The sequence below is a fragment of the Natronomonas salinimetallica genome (assembly GCF_013839515.1).
Classification (GTDB): Archaea; Halobacteriota; Halobacteria; order Halobacteriales; family Haloarculaceae; genus Natronomonas.
This window is the reverse complement of the sequence record NZ_JACDNQ010000003.1, coordinates 223,150-241,101: the sequence shown is the minus strand read 5'-3', so window position 1 is coordinate 241,101 and position 17,952 is coordinate 223,150. Positions and strand designations below refer to the sequence as shown.

Below are 17,952 nucleotides of genomic sequence, written 5' to 3'. Positions count from 1 at the left end.
GAGGCCCTTTTCGGTCTGAAAGGCGGAGGACTCCTCCTTTTTGAACTCGAAGCGGGCTTCGGTGTCGGTCTCTTGTAGGTGTTCTTCGGAACTCATCGTCGTCTGTTCGGACGAACGGGGTAAAACTCTGGCGGGGAAAACAATACTTTGTAACTGCAAAAGGTTACTTCAAAACAGGAAAAAATCGTTTATGATAATGGACGCACACCGCGTGCCGACAATATAAATACCACTCGCGGGGACGTTGCCGTATGGAGACGCTACTGTTGAACCCCGGGGACGTCGATGAGAACGCCGACATGGCCGAGATCATCGTTGCCGTCGAGGAGGCGTTCGCGGCCTACGAGGCCGGACGGGTCCAGATGCCCGCGAAGTCCTACATCGACCTTCCGGAGTACAACGGTGACTTCCGGTCGATGCCGGCGTACATGGACGCCGGTGAGTGGGACGCCGCGGGGATCAAATGGGTCAACGTCCACACGGACAACCCCGAGGAGTACGACCTGCCGACCGTACTGGGGACGATGATCTACTCCGATCCCCGGAACGCGTTTCCGCTTGCGGTGATGGACGGGACGACGCTGACCCGTAAGCGGACGGGTGCAGCGGCCGCCGTCGCGACCGATCACCTCGCCATCGAGGACGCGAGTTCGCTCGGTATCGTCGGTGCCGGCGTGCAGTCCTACACCCAACTCGAGGGGATCAGCACCGTCCGGGACGTCGAGACCGTCGTCGTCGCGGACAAACGCGAGGCCGCGATCGAGGCGTTCGTCGATCGCTTCGGGGAGGAGTTCGACGTCCGGGGCGGGTCGATCGCGGAGGCCGCATCGTGTGACGTCCTCTCGACCGTAACGCCGGTCGAATCGCCGCTCGTCTCGGCCGACGACCTCGGCGAGCACACCCACGTCAACGCGATGGGGGCCGACGCGCCCGGCAAGAACGAACTCGCGCCCGACGTCGTCACGTCGGCGAAACTCGTCATCGACGACTACGAACAGTGTACCCACTCCGGCGAGATCAACGTCCCCTGGAGCGAGGGGGTCCTCACCGACGACGACCTCGACGGCGAGTTGGGCCAGATCGTCGCCGGCAAACGCGAGGGCCGGACGGCGGCGGACGGCGTCACCGTCTTCGATTCGACGGGGCTCGCGATTCAGGACGTCGCCGCCGCCCACGTCGTCTACGAGCGGGCGAACGAGGACGAGAAGGGGACGCCGTACGGACTGGTCGACACGCGAGTACGGTAACGGGGCGCCCGCCGGTGGGCACGGTCCATCGGAGCATGCGGGCTCCGGACGGGAGAGCGACCCCCGCCGGCACGGCGGGCGTCATCCGTACTCTCTGACCCGCAACAGGGCGAGCGAAGTCCCCGAGATGAGCAATACCGCTGCCACGTGAGCGGTGAGGGCCGCAAAGAGTACCGGTTGATCGGTGAGAAACGCCAACAGCGGCAGTTGCAACAGGCCGAACAGCACGGCCTCCCGGTCCGCCTGCCGGAGTACGCCCGCGGTCCGGCCGTCGAAGCGGTATCGGACCGACCGCCACAGCCCGACGATCGAGACCCACCACCCCGTAGCGATCCGATAACAGAGGTCCCACAGGACGAGCAGCGTGAGATACACCACGAGCGTGGGCGGTTCGGGGCCGAACAGCGTCTCGACAAGCGGGTCCGGACTCCGGGGATCGAAGACGAAGAGGTGGGTCACGAGCGCGATGAACGCCAGCACCGAGAGGACGACTTCGATGCTGGAGCCGAACAGCAGGCGTCGGTACGACTCCGGCGTTTCGGGACGGCGGGCGGCGGCACTGATTCGGAGCATCTCGGCGCTTCCCAAGGCGGCGACGAGGACGGCGGCCGTCCCGGCGACCGCCGCCCCCCGGAGGTCGTAGTACCACGCGAGCGCGAGCACCGACGCCTCGAAGACGGCGAGCTGTATCGCGATCGCTTCGCCGGGCGAAAGGTCGATTCCCGGCAGCGCGCCGATGATGCTCTCGTATGCCCACGTCTCGCCGTACTTTGGTTCCATCAGGCGCCCCCCGGATCGGCAGGCGGCGGTCGGAACCCCCCGCCAGACGGACCGACTACGTCGGTAACGCCGGGAGCGGAAGCGTCGGGGGCGAGAGGCTCGGAAGCGCCGAAGCCAGGAGTGGAGGCGTCGAAGCCAGAATCGAGATCGTTGGAGCCGAATCCGGGGACGCCGAAACTGAATCCGAGGACGCCGAAACCGAGTCCGGGGACGGCGAGAAAGTGATGCTGCCCACGGTCACGGGCCGATGTGCGGGCCTCGTGATCCCACTTCGGACGTCCGGGTACCGATCGTTCCCCGACGAACTCCACAACACCCGTGGCGAACACACGCATGGGGACAAGACGGCTCGTAGCGTCTTAAGTCCCTGCCGCCAACCGTCGTCGGGTGGCACTACCGAATGGAACCACCGTGACTGTGACCACCGAATGGAACCACCGTGACTGTGACCACCGAATGGAACCACCGTGACTGTGATCACCGAGTACATTCGAGGGGGTGGGGGGTGCCGAGGGGACGGCGGAAAACTGTATAGGACGTGACATCGAATGTACTCGAAGGGTCAAAATAACGCATTCAAATAATTTGAGTTGCTTCGTTAAACTATTCTGAGAAAGATTTTACTTGATGCGTGCGGTACGTTCGCGTGGAGGTGAGGACAGTGCCGAGAGAACCATCACAGAGAGACATCCCCCAGATCGTCCGTCCGACGGCTCCGGACGAATCATCCGTCACTCGAGGCCCCGAACTCACGCGGTACGACCTCCTGTTGGCGATGATTCCGACCGCGCTGCTTGCGGCCTGGATCGCCGGCCACGTCGCCGCGATCCCCGGTTGGCTCGCCCTCGGCGTCGGCGCGCTCGTCGTCGTTCCGGTTCTCGTCGACGGAGTCGTGTTGAACCCGCCCGCGTGAGAGTACCTTCCGGTGTGTCCGGCACCCACGAGATCCACCGATGCGAGTCCCGCATCGCGTCTGGGTATCGGCCGGGCGGCCGGTGGTACGACAGCTTTTGTTCTCGCGGGCCGAGAAGACGGTATGACTACCGACCCCTGCGACGCCTGTGGCGAGGACGTAGCCATCGGCGGCGGTATCGCCGGTATCTGGTCGTCCGAGCCGGCGGGAACCGGCGGGATGACGCTGGCGTTCGACGACGGAAGCGAGTACTTCCTCTGTTTCGCCTGTATCGAGGAACTCCCCGAGGAGCCGACCGGGGCGGACGTCGCCGAACTCGTGGGGTAGCGTACCCTCCAGCGGGAGGACATCCGACGCAGGAGGCCCGATGCTCCGCATTCCCCGCCGGATATCGTGTTCTCGGACACTCGAAAACCCTTTAGCCGATCACGGGCCAACGAGGTGTAATGAGCGATCTCGACGAGGAATACCAAATCGAGTACTTCCACGAGGAGGGGTTCGAACGGAAGGAGTGCCCTTCCTGCGGGGCGCACTTCTGGACGAGAGACCCCGACCGTAAGCTGTGCGGGGAACCGCCCTGTGCGGAGTACGAGTTCATCGATAGTCCGGGCTTCGACGACGCCTACAGTCTGGAGGAGATGCGCGAGGCGTTCCTCTCTTTTTTCGAGGACCACGGTCACGAGCGGATCGATCCCTACCCGGTCGCGGCGAACCGCTGGCGCGACGACGTCCTCCTGACGCAGGCGTCGATCTACGACTTCCAGCCGCTCGTCACGTCGGGCGAGACGCCGCCGCCCGCCAACCCGCTGTGTGTCTCACAGCCCTGCATCCGGATGCAGGACATCGACAACGTCGGTAAGACCGGCCGGCATACGATGGCCTTCGAGATGATGGCCCACCACGCGTTCAACGCCCGTGAGGACGTCGAGGACCCCGATCAGTACGCCTATCAGGGCGAGGTGTACTGGAAAAGCGAGACGGTGGCGTACTGCGATGAGCTGCTCGATTCGCTCGGCGCGGACGTCTCCGAGGTCACGTACATCGAGGACCCGTGGGTCGGCGGCGGCAACGCCGGCCCCGCGATCGAGGTAATCTACCGCGGGCTCGAACTCGCCACGCTCGTGTTCATGTGTCTGGAGCGCGACCCCGATGGCGAATACGAACTCAAGGACGGGAACACGTACTCGTTCATGGACACCTACATCGTCGATACGGGCTACGGGCTCGAACGGTGGACGTGGATGTCACAGGGTACCCCGACGGTGTACGAGGCGGTCTACCCCGAGATGATCACCTTTCTGAAGGAGAACGCCGGGATCGAACACACCGAGACCGAATCCGAGCTGATCGGGCGGGCCGCCCGTCTCTCCGGCCAACTCGATATCGACGACGTCGACGACGTGGAGGCGGCCCGCGGCGACATCGCCGAAACGCTCGGAGTCGATGTCGAGGCGTTGGGAGCCCTCGTCGAACCGCTGGAGAGCGTCTACGCCATCGCCGATCACTCCCGGACGCTCGCGTACATGTTCGGCGACGGCATCGTTCCGTCGAACGTCGGGACCGGGTATCTGGCGCGGATGGTCCTGCGGCGGACGAAACGGCTCGCCGACACCGTCGGCGTCGACGCGCCGCTCGACGAACTCGTCGACATGCAGGCCGAACGGCTCGATTACGCCAACCGCGACAGGATCCGCGACATCGTCCGCACGGAGGTCGAAAAGTACCGCGAAACCCTCGAGCGCGGCGGCAGGCAGGTCGAACGGCTCGCGGAGGAGTACGCCGACCGCGAGGATTCCATCCCCGTAGAGGAGGTCCTCGAGCTCTACGACAGCCGCGGTATCCAGCCCGACATGGTCGAAGAGATCGCCGCCGAGTACGGGGCGGACGTCGAGATCCCGGACGACTTCTACTCGCTCGTGGCCGCCCGCCACAGCGAGGACGACGGGACGGCCGAGGCGGACGAGGGGACGAGGACCGACGAACACGTCGCAGACCTCCCGGAGACGGAGAAGCTCTACTACGAGGAGCCGGGGCGGACCGACTTCGAGGCAGTCGTCCTCGACGTCATCGAGCGTGAGGACGGCTACGATGTGGTGTTGGATCAGACGATGTTCTACCCCGAGGGGGGCGGCCAGCCGGCCGATACCGGGACGCTCTCGACGGACGACACGACGGTCGACGTCGTCGACGTACAGGAGTCCAACGGCGTCGTCCTCCATCGGACCGACGACGACCCCGGCAAGGGTGAGTTCGTCCGTGGTTCGGTCGATGGGACCCGACGGCGGCGGCTGATGGCCCACCACACGGCGACCCACATCGTCGGATACGCCGCCCGCGAGGTACTCGGTGAGCACGTCAGACAGGCCGGAGCCCAGAAGGGAACGGAGTCCTCGCGGTTCGATATCCGCCATTACGAGCGCATCTCCCGCGAGGAGATCAAACGGATCGAACGCGTCGCGAACGACGTCGTGACGGACAACCTCGCCGTCAGACAGGAGTGGCCGGACCGCCAGGAGGCCGAGGACGAACACGGGTTCGACCTCTATCAGGGCGGGATCCCCCCGGGCGAACGGCTGCGATTGATCCACGTCGGCGAGGACGTCCAGGCCTGTGCCGGCACCCACGTCCTCCGGACCGGCGATATCGGGGCGATCAAAATACTCTCGACGGAGCGCGTCCAGGACGGCGTCGAACGGCTCGTGTTCGCGGCCGGTGACGCCGCGATCGAGGCGACCCAGCGAACCGAGGACGCGCTGTACGCGGCCGCGGAGACGTTCGACGTCTCGCCGCAGGCGGTCCCCGACACGGCGACGCGGTTCTTCGAGGAGTGGAAAGAGCGGGGCAAGCGGATCGAAGACCTCAAAGAACAGCTCGCGGCGGTCCGCGCACAGGGCGGCGGCGACACCGGCGAGAAGGTCGACCTCGGCGGCGTGACCGCCGTCGTCCAGCGCGTCGACGCCGATATGGACGAGCTCCGGGCGACCGCCAACGCCCTCGTCGAGGAGGGCTCCGTCGCGGTGTTGGGCAGCGGTCTCGACGGGGCGACGTTCGTCGTTGCGGTCCCCGACGGCGTCGAGCTCAACGCCGGCGCGGTCGTGAGCGAGCTCGCCGACCGCGTGGGTGGCGGGGGCGGCGGCCCGCCCGATTTCGCCCAGGGCGGCGGTCCGGAGACCGACGAGCTCGAGGACGCCCTGGCGGCGGCCCCGGACGTGTTGCGGCGGCTCTCGGACGCCTGATACTGTCGGCTATAACTTCGTGAAGCTATCGCGTCACCGTCGCGCGAATAGCTTGAAATATAGTAGACATCGGAAGACAAGACACACTCGACCGCACGGCGGCAGTGCGATCGATGTGTATATAATTGCGATGTGTACTATAGTAGACATCGGAAGACAAGACACACTCGACCGCACGGCGGCAGTGCGATCGATGTGTATATAATTGCGATGTGTACTATAGGTATACCCGACAGTATGAGGCGCTCGTGCTGTGGCGGCGCTGTCCGAGACGTATCCGAATACCTACGATGTGCTCTCGGATTCACTCTCCGATCCGGACACGAAAACGACGACGAGATAGAGCACACCGAGCAGCCGGGCCGCAGGTGTCACCCAGGATTGAAGCTCGAGTTCGGAGGGGTTCTCGCAGGCAAACGACTGGCCGAACCTGATCAGGGGCGAAGGATACACCACCATCAGAGCACCAGCAGCCTCGAAAATCCTGCTTACGACCGGTGAACGCTCCCTGCCGCGGAAGAGCAACCAGGCGAGCGTAGCTCCCTCGATCCGGGTCAGTCGGTTTGCCCTCGAGTGAAGCTTTGCCTGCTCGGGGTTCGTGAACGCAATCCGCTGGCAGGCTCTAAGCACCGGATCCGGGGCGATGAGTTCGACCAGGCCAAACAGCATGAAGAGTTTGCGAAGCATACGCATGCCGTTCGAGGTACGGTGATAAGTTAATACCGCTTTTTTTCATTCCGTACGAACGACGGGCGCGCCGCACGAGAGGCGGGGGAGACTCGCATACGGAGCAGGATCCGTGACGCTCGACGGGAACGTGCGGACAGTACCGCAGGCTGCCGGCGATACCGCCAGTCCGCGATTCACGCGCCAGTGGCGCGGTCTCATCGCGCACACCTTGCCGGCAGTATCAGGTCCCGGGTAGCGCGCGTCACGAAATCACAGCCAACAGTGTGGGCCGAACACGTCTCGAAAACGTCTGGTCCGTTCTCATCGACGGGGGCCGACGATGGGCCGCCGAAGCCGCCTTCGACGTTAGAACGAGACCGGCTCGGGGGCCGATTCACCGATCGAGGGGGCATCCCGGTCGGAGTAGTTCTCCCGGCCGATCGCGCCCTTCGAGACCGCCGAGTACGTCGCGAGTCGGGCGTCCTCGGCGTCCACGAACGTCGTCTCGCCGAGTCGATCGAGGGCGTCGCCGAACGTCTCCCCACCGTTGGGGAATTCGAGTTCGACGTCGCCGTACTGGGAGATGAGCTCCTCGGCGGTCGCGGGGTAGCTGTGAGCATCGATTCGCTCGTCGACGGTTGCGAGTAGTCGCATACGCGGTGGGTGGGGCGTATCCTATATGAACGTTTATTATAAACTCATTCCTGATCAATTAAGACATATAGGGTCATAATATTTCGTGATGATCCCGCCCGAGGGTGCCCTCGGACAGCGTGCGACCGACGGCCGGCGGAGTCTCCGATCCCGTGGGTTTCCTCGTCGGCCGTCCGTCCGACAGATGAATGACACGAGCGCTGGGTTCAAATCGTTCCGTCACGTACCGCTGGGTATGCAGTGTCATTACTGTGATGAGGAGGCCGCGGTCGCGGTCGAAAAAGACCACATCAAGGTCGGCCTCTGTAAGCCGCATCTCCGCGACCGGATGGAGGAACTCTCCGAGTCCGAGTGGATCGAGGAGTTCCAATCGCAGATCAACGACACGCTCGATTGACGGCCGAAGCGCCTCGACGCGGATCGGTATGCCGGGCGACGACAGGCCGCAAAGAGGCCGGACGACCCCTCCGCGTCCCTCCTCCGCTCGTCGTCGGTTCCCATCAGCAACCCTTTTGCCGTTTGCATCGACAGAGGATACATGTTCGAAGACAGGACCTGTCTCGTCACCGGGGGGTCGCGCGGTATCGGTCGCGCGATCGCCGAAGAACTCGGGGGCAAGGGGGCGAACGTCGTCGTCAATTACCGATCGTCGGAAGCGAAGGCGGCGGCGGTCGTCGAAGCGATCGACGGGACGGACGGGGCGGCGATGGCGGCACAGGCCGACGTCGCCGAGTACGACCAGGTCGAAGCGATGCGCGACGCCGTCCACGACCGGTTCGGAGCCATCGACGTATTGATCAACAACGCCGGCATCACGGCCGACAAGCGCTTCGAGGAGATGACGCGGGAGGACTGGGATCGGGTCATCGACGTCAACCTCGGCGGGACGTTCAACTGTACGCACTGCTTTTTCGAGGACGTCAGATCGTCCGAGGAGGGACGGTTGATCAACGTCTCCAGCGTCGTGGGCCAACAGGGCAATTACGGGCAGGCCAACTACGCGACCACTAAATCGGGACTGTTCGGCTTCACCCGGACGCTCGCCTTAGAGTTGGCGTCCGAAGGGTCGACCGCGAACTGCGTCGCGCCCGGATTCGTCGATACCGGGATGCTCGAGATCGTTCCCGAACGGGTCCAAGAGAAGATCCTCCGGCGGATCCCGCTCGGCCGGTTCGCGCGACCCGAGGACGTCGCCGGAATCGTTCGCTTTCTCGCGGGTGAGGATTCGAGGTACATGACCGGACAGGTCCTCGGTATCAACGGCGGGATGGAGTGGTAACGGCGCTGCGACAGCGTCTGGACGTCCGAGAATCACGGCGTGGCGTCAGTCCGGTGGCCGCCCCGACTGACGAACTGAACGCCCGTGATCTCGAAGCGTGCGCCACCGTCCGGGGCGTCGGTCACCGAGACGTCCCAGCCGTGGGCTTCGACCACCGTCCGGACGATCGATAGCCCGAGCCCGGTGCCGCCATCGGTGTATCCCTGATCGAACACGCGCCCGTGATCGGCCTCCGGGATACCGGGTCCGTCGTCCTCGATCGCGAATCCATCGCGTAGGGCGACGACCCGGAGTGAAGCGTCCGGGCCGGCGTGCTCGACCGCGTTCTGAAAGATGTTTTCGAGCGCCTGCTGGAGGCGGCCGGGATCGGCCTCGATGACCCCAACGCTATCGACGTCGACGGTCGTCTCGCCCATGTCGACGGTCGTGCGGGCGCGGTCGACGAGCTCCGAGACGGCCGTCGGCTCGCGATCGCCGAGATCGTTCGCCTCGTGGACGAGCGCATAGAGGTCTTCGAGGATCGTTTCCATCCGGGAGGCGGCCGCATCGATCCGCTCTATGTCGGACACGTCGCCGCTTTCTCTCGCCAGATTGGCGAAGCCGCTGATGACGTTGAGCGGCGTCTGGAGGTCGTGACGGATCACCGATGCGAACCGTTCCAGCCGCTCGTTTTGTCGTTCGATCTCCCGGAGTCGGCGGTCCCGTCGGAGCGTATGCCCGATGAGGTCGCCGAACGTTCCCAACCGGGTGAGCGTCGGTTCAGAGATCGAGTGGGAGGGAACGCCGCCGAACGCCAGAACCCACGTGAGATCCCACTCGATCACGACGGGGATCGCGACGAACGAGCCGTCCTCGTATCCGAGTTCCTCGGGGATCCGTTCGGCGTCGGCGGCGACGAACGGGTCGAACCGCTCCAGCGACGGCTCGAACCCCGGAAACGCCGTCGTCGGGACCGACTCGTGTGAGAGCGGTGCCGACGCCGCCCACTCGTGGGTCCGTCCGAGGGACGCCTCGCCGCAGTCGTACAGCACACATCGGGTCGCCCCGAGTGCCTCCCCGACCGACCGGAGCCCCCACTCGATTCGGGTGTCCACTTCGTCCGGGGCCGCACTCATCAACAGCCCGGCGAGTTCGAGAATCGAGCTATCGAGATCAGCGGGGGTGTTGCGGCAGGCGGCGTCGATACGTTCGGACAGCCGATCGACCTCCGAGTTCGGCTCCGAACCGGTCGGATCGGCCTCGACCGAGTCGCGATACACCAGATCGAACGCCGGGCGGCGGGCGACGGATCGCATCAACGCCGGATCGACTGTGTCGGCGAAAACGACGACCGGCATCCGCTCCGCCCTCGAAAGGCCGAGATGTCTCGGCTGCGTCCCTCGGAAGATTTCGGCGTCGACGACGAGGCAGTCGGTTCGATCGTCCAGGCGCTCTGTCACCGCCTCCGCGGCCGTCGCCGTCCGCACGGTATACCGGCTCTCGAGGGCGGAAACGACGCCTCGATCGGGATCACGAGAACAGTAGAGAATACGGGACGGTGGGACGTTATCGCGTTCCCCGCTGTCGTCGGGGGGCATTGTAGGTGAGGGGTGCGCCGCCGAACGGATATAGTCTCAAATCGCTTCGAGCGATGAGTCCACCCGCGACATTATACCGTCGGACGGAACGGCCCCTCCGATCGATAGGGGTAACGACGCCGGTGACGCCCTCCAACGGTGGACCGCCTCCCCTACGCGCCGTTATAGAGCCCGGTCTCGAACGTCGAACCGTCGGTCGTGACCGCGGCCGCACAGACGGGGTGTTCGAATTCGCGTTCGTAGAGGTCCCTCGCCAGCGCTGTCGCCCCAGTCGCCTCCAGATCGACTGGTTCGGGAGAGTCCTTCCCGTAGGTCGCGACGAGCGTCGGTCCGTCGACCGCCTCGACGAGCACCGCGTCCCGTCGAACGATCCCGACGTAGCTTCGATCGCCGACGACGCCGGCGATCCGGGGCGTATCGTACTCGTCTTTCTCGTAATCGAGCGCGAGCAGCGATTCGACGAGCGCGTCCCGCGGCGGGTAGCCGAGGTCGAGTTTCTCCGTGATCGGATCGACCTGCGTTCCGTTGCCGATGACGGCGTGGGTGCCGTCGTCGGTGGTCCGCAGGCAGTTATACGAGATATATGGGTTGTCCGTCTCGGGGGCGTCCTCGGTGGGTGCCACGGTGAGCGCCCCGTCACGCTCTATGACCCGCCGGTTCGGAAACGACCGCGAGGAAACGCGGTATGCCGCCCGATCGGGTGCGACGACGATGAACCGTCCAACGTACATACCGGGAGGTGCGCGGGAGGCGGTATGTCGGTGTCGGTTCGGGCCGAAACGCGTCGAAACCGGGTGACGCGCTCGTCGACCGTCGCGTCTCCCTCCGTGTGAACCGCTGCCGTCTCGGGCGTTGGACGCCGACGGGGAGCGAAAACCGATAGCGTTTAGTTTCACACTCACGTCGGGTCAGACAGAGTCCATTGGGGTAGTGGCCAATCCTGTCAGCTTCTGGGGCTGACGACCCTGGTTCGAATCCAGGATGGACTACTGTTAGGTTTGTGCGGATGGACTACTGTTAGGTTTGTGCGGATGGACTACTGTTAGGTTTGTGCGGGACGACCCACACGTGTTCCGGCCATCGACCGACCGACCAGCCGACGATCCGGTTCGACCGGGAGTCATATACCGACGCCGGCCAACAGTTCGACCGATGACCGACCGGCCGGATCGACGTGGGAGGCGGCGGCGGGACGTGCTCGCGCTCGGGGCGATAGCCGTCGGCGGCGGCCTCGGGTGGACGCGGCTCCGCGGGGACTACGGCCGAACCCAGGCCGGGTTCGACCCCGAGCGTCTGCCGTACGACGAAACGTACCCCGACGACGACGGCGTGACGATGTTCAGGGGGGGACTGCGCCGACTCGGCTACTATCCCGACGCCGTGGTTCCCGACAGCGTCGAGATCGAGTGGTCGATGCCAGTCAACGGGATCGGCCACACCGCGGCGAAGTCGAGCCCCCGCCCGACGCCGGACGGCGAAACGGTGTTGATCCCCGCCGATACGGGGGAGCTACACGCGGTCGCGCCCGACGGTGAGCGGCGCTGGCGCGTCGAAACGGGGGCGGCGACGAGTCTCGGCTTTCACGGGACGCCGCTGGTAGTCGACGGGACGGCCTACATCGGCGGCTACGACGGCTCGATGTACGCGTACGACGTGGAGACGGGAACGCGCGTCTGGAAGACCTCGAATCTGCGGCTCCGCGGTGCGATCGCGATCGGATCGAGCCCCGCCTACTGGGACGGCGTGGTATACGTGGTCGCGGAGTACAACTACCCCTGGCAGGCCCCTTCGGGGACGATGTGGGCTCTCGACGCGGCGACGGGCACACCGCTTTGGCACGATAGCCGCCTGTGGGGAATGCCTCACCCGTCGACGTCGATCGATCCCGCTGCCGAACGGCTGTTGACGGGGTCGAACGACGGGGTGTGTTACGCCTGGGAGTTCCCCTCCCTGGAGCCGGCGTGGTCGTTTCAGACCGGCGCGGAGATCAAGGGGACAATCCCGACCTACGACGGGTCAGCGTTCGTCGGGTCGTGGGACGGCCACCTCTATCGGCTCGATTTGGCCGACGGGACCGAGGAGTGGTCCTTCGAGACGGGACGGGTGATCATGTCGAACCCCGGAATCGATCCCGACGCCGGGACCGTCTACGTCGGCAGCGACGATAACCACGTGTACGCCCTCGACGCCGACTCCGGCGAGGAACGCTGGTCGAGAAACGTCCACGGAAACGTCATCGGCTCACTCTCCGTGACGGCCGAGACGGTGCTCGTCGGCTCGTACGATACGCATCTGTACGCGCTCGACAAGCGGACAGGGGAGATCCGGTGGCGCGTCGGCGGCGTCGGCCACGTGACGAGCGAAGCGGTTCCCCACGGAGACCGGATCTACTTCGCCGAGCGGGGCGATATCTCCGGGTACTGGAACGACGACGAGACCCAGACGCTCCACGAGCGGGGTCGTGCGTACAGTCTCGTATAACGGTCGGAAGGGGGCGACAGAAATACAACGGTCGGAAGGGGGCTTAGCGCACTCAGGTACGGGGGCTCGGGGACTCGACGGCGCGCGCGAGCGCTGCCGAGGGGCCGAGTTCCGGTGGACGACCACTACAGTCGACTGCACGACCTGTGTAGACGTGTGTACCCGTGGATGTGATACGGTGTCGTGTACGAAGCCGGGTGGAGAGAAAGCCACGATCGGACCGCTTTGGCAACGAAAAATCGCATGACTCCACCGTGACACACGAATGAACTGGCGTCGATCACCGGTCAAATATATTTCCCATGGCAATAGTACCGTACTACGTGAGTTGAACGACCGCTTTTCGAGCAAATACGTATACATATACAGGGAAAATCGTCCGACAGACGGACGTATATGTTGAATATACCGCCCGTGGAGGCCACACTGCGACCCGCCCGGCCCGACCAGTAGTTGAACCGTCGATAAGTATAAATACCGAGTGTGATACCCGATGGCTATGACAGCGACAAGCCAGTCTGTCATGGACGTACCACCGCTGGAACCGACAGTCACCGACGCCGGTGGAGGTGGTCTCCGTGGCTAGTGCGGTCGAGTTGCTCTTGGCCGCGGCACCGCTTTTGATCGCCGGCGTATTGCTCGTCGGGTTCCTGTGGCCGGCCACGCGGGCGATGCCGATCGCGTGGATAAGCGCCGCCGTGATCGGATTCGCGGTGTGGGGAATGCCGGCCGATTGGGTCGCGGCCGCCTCGATAAACGGCGTCATCACGGCGTTGACGATTCTCTGGATCGTCTTCGGGGCGCTGTTGCTCCTGTACACGCTACAGGAGGCCGGCGCGTTCGACCGGATCAACCAGGGATTCGCCGCCGTCTCGGACGACAGGCGGGTCCAGATCGTCCTGCTCGGGTTCTTCCTCGCGACGTTCATCGAGGGCGCGGCCGGCTTCGGGACACCCGCCGCCGTCGTCGCCCCGCTGTTGCTCGCGCTCGGCTTCCCGGCACTTGCGGCGGTGATCGCGGCCATCATCGGGCACATCATCGCTGTCACCTACGGCGCGGTCGGGACGCCGATCATCATCGGGATCGAAAACCCCCTCAGCATCTACGAGGAGGCGATCACCGCCGGCGGCTACGCGAGCGTCACGGAGTTTTCGAATCAGGTCGCCGCGTGGGCAGCGACGTACCACGCGCTCGTCGGCTTCCTGATGCCGTTCATCGCGGTGTTGATGGTCGTGTACTTCTTCGGGGACGACGAGGACGGGGCCCTCGGGCCCGCCTTGGAGGTCGCCCCGCTGTGTCTGTTCGCGGGGATCTCCTTTGTGATCCCCTACTGGGTGTCCGCGTGGTACATCACCGCGGAGTTCCCCTCGCTCATCGGATCGATGGTCGGCGGTGCGATCACCGTTGGCGTGCTCCGTGCGGGCTATCTCCTGCCCGACTCCCACTGGGACTTCCCACCGCGTTCGGAGTGGAAAGATCACTGGGTCGGCACCATCGAACCGGGATCGAGCAACGGCGGGCGAACGGCCACCGACGGCGGTACCCAACAGATGTCGCTCGCGAAGGCGTGGGTTCCCTACATTCTCGTCGTCGTGTTGCTCGTCATCACGCGCGCGGTCGATCCGATCAGCGCAGCGATCGGTAACCCCGACTACGGCGTCGAGATCGGCAGCTTCACCGTCGGTATCGTCCTCGGATGGAGCAACATCCTCGGGACGGAGATCAGCAACTCGATCGCCTGGATGAGCGTTCCCGGCTTCTGGCTCATCGTCCCCGCGCTCCTGTCGATCCCGATTTTCGGCATGAGCGGCACCCAGGTCAAGTCGGCGTTTAGCGAGACCGCGAGCAAACTCGTCTCGCCGTTCATCGCGTTGATCTTTGTCATCGCAATGGTGCAGGTAATGTTGCAGTCCGCGGTCGCGCCCTCGGACATCGAGGTCGGGATGATCCAGGCGCTCGCACAGGCGACCGCGAACGCGCTCGGGCCGGCGTACCCGTTCGTCGCCGCCCTCATCGGCGCGCTCGGCGCGGCGATGGCCGGGTCGAACACCGTCTCGAATATCACCTTCGGCGGCTTCCAGTTCGAGGCCGCCCAACAGCTCGGGCTCCCGACGCAGCTCATCGTCGGCGCGCAGGCGGTCGGCGGTGCCATCGGTAACCTCGTTGCGATCCACAACGTCGTCGCCGCCCTCGCAACCGTCGGGTTGGTCGGCCAGGAGGGCCGCGTCATGCGGCTCAATCTCCTACCGCTCATCTACTACTCCACCGGCGTCGGCATCCTCGCGATGCTGTTCTGCTACGTCCTCTTCCCGGGACTGTTCTGAGCGGATCGCGGCCTCCTGGCGTTCGCGCTTTTTGTTTCGACGGACGGCCGCGGATCCCCGCGTGCCACGCAGATATATATACTCTCGGACGCGATCGTATCCTATGGCGTCCGGATCGAACGAGGTGTCTCGGCCCGAAAGGGAGACGGAGACCGTTCGAGTACTCCACGTGGATGACGAGTCGGGCTTTGCGGAACTCGCCGTCGAGTTCCTCGAACGCATAGACGACGGGCTCGTCGTCGAGACGGCGGCCAGTGCCAGCGAGGGGCTCGACCGGCTCGCCGAGGGCGACTACGACTGTATCGTCTCCGATTACGACATGCCCGAACGGAACGGCATCGAGTTCCTCGAGACGGTCCGCCAGGCGTATCCCCGACTCCCGTTTATCCTCTTCACCGGCAAGGGCAGCGAGGCCGTCGCCAGTAAGGCGATCACCGCGGGGGCTAGTGATTATCTCCAGAAGGGATCCGATTCGGTGCGATACGAGCTGTTGGCGACCCGAATCCGGAGCCACGTCGAGCGAACCCGGGCCCAACGCGTCCAACGGCGCCACCTCAAAGCGATCGAAACCGCCGACGAAGGGATCAGCATCCTCGATTCCGACGGACGCTTCACGTACGTCAACCAGCGGTACGCGGACATGTACGGATACGATCCGGCGGAGATGATCGGCGAACACTGGGAGGTGACCTATCCCGAGGAATCGATTCAGTTCATCCGAGAGGAGATCATCCCGGTCGTGGAAGCATCCGGGTCCTGGCAGGGCGAAACCACCGGCCTTCACGCCGACGGGAGTACGTTCACCGAGGACCACCGCCTCGCGAAGACACACGAAGGCGGACTCGTCTGTACGATCCAAGACGTCACGGACCGGAAAGAAACCCAGCGGCGGCTCGAACAGTTCAAGCTGTGCGTCGAACACGCGGGCCACGCCGTCTACATCACGGACGCCGACGGAACCATCGAGTACGTTAATCCCGCGTTCGAGCGGATTACCGGATACGCGGCGGAAACGGCCCTGGGAGCGACCCCGTCCATCATGAAATCCGGGGAGATGTCCGAGGGCTACTACGGGGAGATGTGGCGAACGCTCCTGGCCGGGACGGTCTGGGAGGAATCCGTCGTCAACCGCCGCAAGTCCGGCGAGCGCTATCACGCCCACCAGACCGTCGCTCCGGTACTGGACGGGGCCGGCGAGCCGACGGCGTTCATCGCCATCCAGGCGGACATCACGGACCACATGCGCCGCCGACGGGAGCTCGAACGGCAGCGAGACCGGTTGGACGAGTTCGCGTCGGTCGTCTCCCACGACCTGCGTAACCCGCTCAACGTGGCGAAAGGCCGGTTGACCCTCGCCAGCGAGGCGTGTGCGAGCGAGCACATCGATCCGGCGAAACGGGCGCTCGACCGGATGGAGGCGCTCGTCGAGGACGTACTCACGCTCGCTCGGGCGGGAGAAACCATCGGCGACACGGAGGCAGTCGAGCTGTCGGCGCTGGGTGCCTCCTGTTGGCGGACCATCGAGACGGCCGCAGCGCGGCTCGTCGTCGAGACGGACGCCACGGTTCATGCGGACAGATCCCGCCTCCATCAGCTACTGGAGAACCTGTTGGGAAACGCGATCGAACACGGCGGGGCGGACGTCACGGTCGTCATCGGCGACCTCCCGGACGGGTTTTACGTCGAAGACGACGGACCGGGCATCCCCGACGGGGAGCGGGAGAGCGTCCTCGAGGCCGGCTACTCCACCGCGGACGAAACGCTGCGGATCGGCCTGAGTATCGTACAGCAGATCGCCGAAGCACACGGCTGGGAGGTGGACGTGACCGACGGCAGCGAGGGCGGGGCACGGTTCGAGTTCCGAGGGGTCCGACTCGAGGGATAACACGGCCGGCAGTCCCCCGGTTCCGCCGGGATCAGCCGAGCGTCGGCGTGAACCGATCGCCGCCGAGGAACTGCCAGAGGTGGCCGCGCTCCTCGGGCGGGTCGACGGCCGGAAGCTGCTTTAACGCGGGCTGGATCGCGTTCCACCACCCTTCCGGCGTCTCGAACGCGGCGGGGTATTTCGGGTACACGTCGTCGAGGAAGTCCGATTTCGTCGCGCTCGGGTGGCTGGTGAGGTGCTCGTAGGCCGCCGCGAGCGCCTCCCGTCTGGCGTCGAGCGTTCGGCCCGATCCCGGGAGATCGGCCGCCCGGATCGCCTGCTCGACCTCCGAGGGAAGGCCATCCGTTCGGCCGTCCGGTTCGTCGACGCCTGCGGATCGGCCCTCCGCCCCCTCGACGGCGAGGCGGCGGTTCCGTTCGCCGGCCGTGATCGGCCGCCACCAGACCCGGCCGCGGGCACCGATCTTACGGGTTTCGAGTTCGCCCTCGTCGACGAGGGCGTTGAGTTTGTTGTGGGCCGTCCGCCGCGAGCAATCGAGCGCTTCCATGACGTCGGCGGCGGTCAGCGGGCGTGCGACGTCCTCACGCCCATCGAACGCGTCGAGTGCGGCGTCGGCGGGTATCCGGTCGGTGAACTCCCCGTTCGCGTTCCGTTCGCGCTCGGATGCCATGCGAGGTAGCACGTCCGGGGTGGGTATAATCCCTTTGTCCATCGGGGTGCTCCCTTTGTCCATCGGGGTGCTCCCTTTGTCCATCGGGGTGCTCCCTTTGTCCATCGGGGTGCTCCCTTTGTCCGTCGGGGTGCCCGGCGTTTCCCCGATGCTTATAATGCTCCGACGACCACAGAGAGACGGTAGCACATGAACGAGAGGCGATGGCAACGATCGATGGGCTGCGGCGAACGGCCG

At 65.0% G+C, this 17,952-nt stretch carries 15 protein-coding genes and 1 tRNA gene; 10 read left to right on the top strand and 6 right to left on the bottom strand.

Features of this window, described 5'->3' with window-relative positions; translation table 11 throughout:
- Positions 1-251: 251 nt before the first annotated feature.
- Positions 252-1,247 carry an ornithine cyclodeaminase family protein gene (locus HZR14_RS03795; RefSeq protein WP_181691532.1) on the top strand — a complete coding sequence of 332 codons (996 nt, stop codon included), beginning with the start codon at positions 252-254 and terminating at the stop codon, positions 1,245-1,247.
- Between the two features lie 81 nt (positions 1,248-1,328).
- On the opposite strand, the gene HZR14_RS03790 is transcribed toward HZR14_RS03795, so the two are convergent.
- Positions 1,329-2,027: a DUF7530 family protein gene (locus tag HZR14_RS03790; RefSeq protein WP_181691531.1), complete on the bottom strand. Its 699-nt coding sequence runs from the start codon at positions 2,025-2,027 to the stop codon at positions 1,329-1,331.
- 661 nt (positions 2,028-2,688) lie between these two features.
- Between HZR14_RS03790 and HZR14_RS03785 the strand changes: the two genes are divergently transcribed.
- The 3 genes from HZR14_RS03785 to alaS all read left to right on the top strand — a co-directional run bounded on the left by HZR14_RS03785 (position 2,689) and on the right by alaS (position 6,176).
- A complete protein-coding gene (locus tag HZR14_RS03785; RefSeq protein ID WP_181691530.1) occupies positions 2,689-2,940 on the top strand; it encodes a DUF8015 family protein in 252 nt (83 codons plus the stop codon).
- 123 nt (positions 2,941-3,063) lie between these two features.
- On the top strand, positions 3,064-3,267 hold the full coding sequence (locus tag HZR14_RS03780) for a DUF7561 family protein (RefSeq protein ID WP_181691529.1): 204 nt from the start codon (positions 3,064-3,066) through the stop codon (positions 3,265-3,267).
- Positions 3,268-3,386: 119 nt separating this feature from the next.
- Complete coding sequence (gene alaS / locus HZR14_RS03775; protein WP_181691528.1) at positions 3,387-6,176, top strand: alanine--tRNA ligase; 2,790 nt, start codon at positions 3,387-3,389, stop codon at positions 6,174-6,176.
- Positions 6,177-6,461: 285 nt separating this feature from the next.
- Here alaS and HZR14_RS03770 read toward each other — a convergent pair whose 3' ends face one another.
- Both HZR14_RS03770 and HZR14_RS03765 read right to left on the bottom strand, forming a co-directional pair.
- A complete protein-coding gene (locus HZR14_RS03770; protein WP_181691527.1) occupies positions 6,462-6,863 on the bottom strand; it encodes a hypothetical protein in 402 nt (133 codons plus the stop codon).
- Between the two features lie 348 nt (positions 6,864-7,211).
- Complete coding sequence (locus HZR14_RS03765) at positions 7,212-7,499, bottom strand: DUF5789 family protein (protein WP_181691526.1); 288 nt, start codon at positions 7,497-7,499, stop codon at positions 7,212-7,214.
- A gap of 235 nt (positions 7,500-7,734) precedes the next feature.
- On the opposite strand from HZR14_RS03765, the gene HZR14_RS03760 reads away from it, so the two are divergent.
- The gene (locus tag HZR14_RS03760) at positions 7,735-7,896 is read left to right on the top strand and encodes a DUF6757 family protein (RefSeq protein ID WP_181691525.1); all 162 of its coding nucleotides are present in this window, start codon (positions 7,735-7,737) and stop codon (positions 7,894-7,896) included.
- Positions 7,897-8,037: 141 nt separating this feature from the next.
- Positions 8,038-8,778, top strand: coding sequence for a beta-ketoacyl-ACP reductase (locus HZR14_RS03755; RefSeq protein WP_181691524.1), 741 nt, complete (start codon positions 8,038-8,040; stop codon positions 8,776-8,778).
- Between the two features lie 32 nt (positions 8,779-8,810).
- On the opposite strand, the gene HZR14_RS03750 is transcribed toward HZR14_RS03755, so the two are convergent.
- Both HZR14_RS03750 and HZR14_RS03745 read right to left on the bottom strand, forming a co-directional pair.
- The gene (locus tag HZR14_RS03750) at positions 8,811-10,355 is read right to left on the bottom strand and encodes a sensor histidine kinase (RefSeq protein ID WP_181691523.1); all 1,545 of its coding nucleotides are present in this window, start codon (positions 10,353-10,355) and stop codon (positions 8,811-8,813) included.
- A 152-nt stretch (positions 10,356-10,507) separates the two neighbouring features.
- On the bottom strand, positions 10,508-11,086 hold the full coding sequence (locus HZR14_RS03745; RefSeq protein WP_181691522.1) for an IMP cyclohydrolase: 579 nt from the start codon (positions 11,084-11,086) through the stop codon (positions 10,508-10,510).
- A gap of 185 nt (positions 11,087-11,271) precedes the next feature.
- Between HZR14_RS03745 and HZR14_RS03740 the strand changes: the two genes are divergently transcribed.
- The 4 genes from HZR14_RS03740 (at position 11,272) to HZR14_RS03725 (ending at position 17,045) form a co-directional block, all read left to right on the top strand.
- A tRNA-Gln gene (locus HZR14_RS03740) sits at positions 11,272-11,344 on the top strand.
- A gap of 163 nt (positions 11,345-11,507) precedes the next feature.
- Positions 11,508-12,836, top strand: coding sequence for an outer membrane protein assembly factor BamB family protein (locus HZR14_RS03735; RefSeq protein ID WP_181691521.1), 1,329 nt, complete (start codon positions 11,508-11,510; stop codon positions 12,834-12,836).
- Between the two features lie 578 nt (positions 12,837-13,414).
- Positions 13,415-15,160 carry an L-lactate permease gene (locus HZR14_RS03730; RefSeq protein WP_181691520.1) on the top strand — a complete coding sequence of 582 codons (1,746 nt, stop codon included), beginning with the start codon at positions 13,415-13,417 and terminating at the stop codon, positions 15,158-15,160.
- A gap of 103 nt (positions 15,161-15,263) precedes the next feature.
- Positions 15,264-17,045, top strand: a complete 1,782-nt coding sequence (locus tag HZR14_RS03725; RefSeq protein WP_181691519.1) for a hybrid sensor histidine kinase/response regulator — start codon at positions 15,264-15,266, stop codon at positions 17,043-17,045.
- A 31-nt stretch (positions 17,046-17,076) separates the two neighbouring features.
- Here the strand turns inward: HZR14_RS03725 and HZR14_RS03720 are convergent, their stop codons facing one another.
- Positions 17,077-17,715: an ArsR family transcriptional regulator gene (locus tag HZR14_RS03720; protein ID WP_181691518.1), complete on the bottom strand. Its 639-nt coding sequence runs from the start codon at positions 17,713-17,715 to the stop codon at positions 17,077-17,079.
- Positions 17,716-17,952: the final 237 nt, after the last annotated feature.

Coding starts and splice junctions, on each gene's coding strand:
- HZR14_RS03795 (WP_181691532.1), top strand. CDS start 252: ATGGAGACGCTACTGTTGAACCCCGGGGACGTCGATGAGAACGCCGAC.
- HZR14_RS03790 (WP_181691531.1), bottom strand. CDS start 2,027: ATGGAACCAAAGTACGGCGAGACGTGGGCATACGAGAGCATCATCGGC.
- HZR14_RS03780 (WP_181691529.1), top strand. CDS start 3,064: ATGACTACCGACCCCTGCGACGCCTGTGGCGAGGACGTAGCCATCGGC.
- alaS (WP_181691528.1), top strand. CDS start 3,387: ATGAGCGATCTCGACGAGGAATACCAAATCGAGTACTTCCACGAGGAG.
- HZR14_RS03770 (WP_181691527.1), bottom strand. CDS start 6,863: ATGCTTCGCAAACTCTTCATGCTGTTTGGCCTGGTCGAACTCATCGCC.
- HZR14_RS03765 (WP_181691526.1), bottom strand. CDS start 7,499: ATGCGACTACTCGCAACCGTCGACGAGCGAATCGATGCTCACAGCTAC.
- HZR14_RS03760 (WP_181691525.1), top strand. CDS start 7,735: ATGCAGTGTCATTACTGTGATGAGGAGGCCGCGGTCGCGGTCGAAAAA.
- HZR14_RS03755 (WP_181691524.1), top strand. CDS start 8,038: ATGTTCGAAGACAGGACCTGTCTCGTCACCGGGGGGTCGCGCGGTATC.
- HZR14_RS03750 (WP_181691523.1), bottom strand. CDS start 10,355: ATGCCCCCCGACGACAGCGGGGAACGCGATAACGTCCCACCGTCCCGT.
- HZR14_RS03745 (WP_181691522.1), bottom strand. CDS start 11,086: ATGTACGTTGGACGGTTCATCGTCGTCGCACCCGATCGGGCGGCATAC.
- HZR14_RS03735 (WP_181691521.1), top strand. CDS start 11,508: ATGACCGACCGGCCGGATCGACGTGGGAGGCGGCGGCGGGACGTGCTC.
- HZR14_RS03725 (WP_181691519.1), top strand. CDS start 15,264: ATGGCGTCCGGATCGAACGAGGTGTCTCGGCCCGAAAGGGAGACGGAG.
- HZR14_RS03720 (WP_181691518.1), bottom strand. CDS start 17,715: ATGGCATCCGAGCGCGAACGGAACGCGAACGGGGAGTTCACCGACCGG.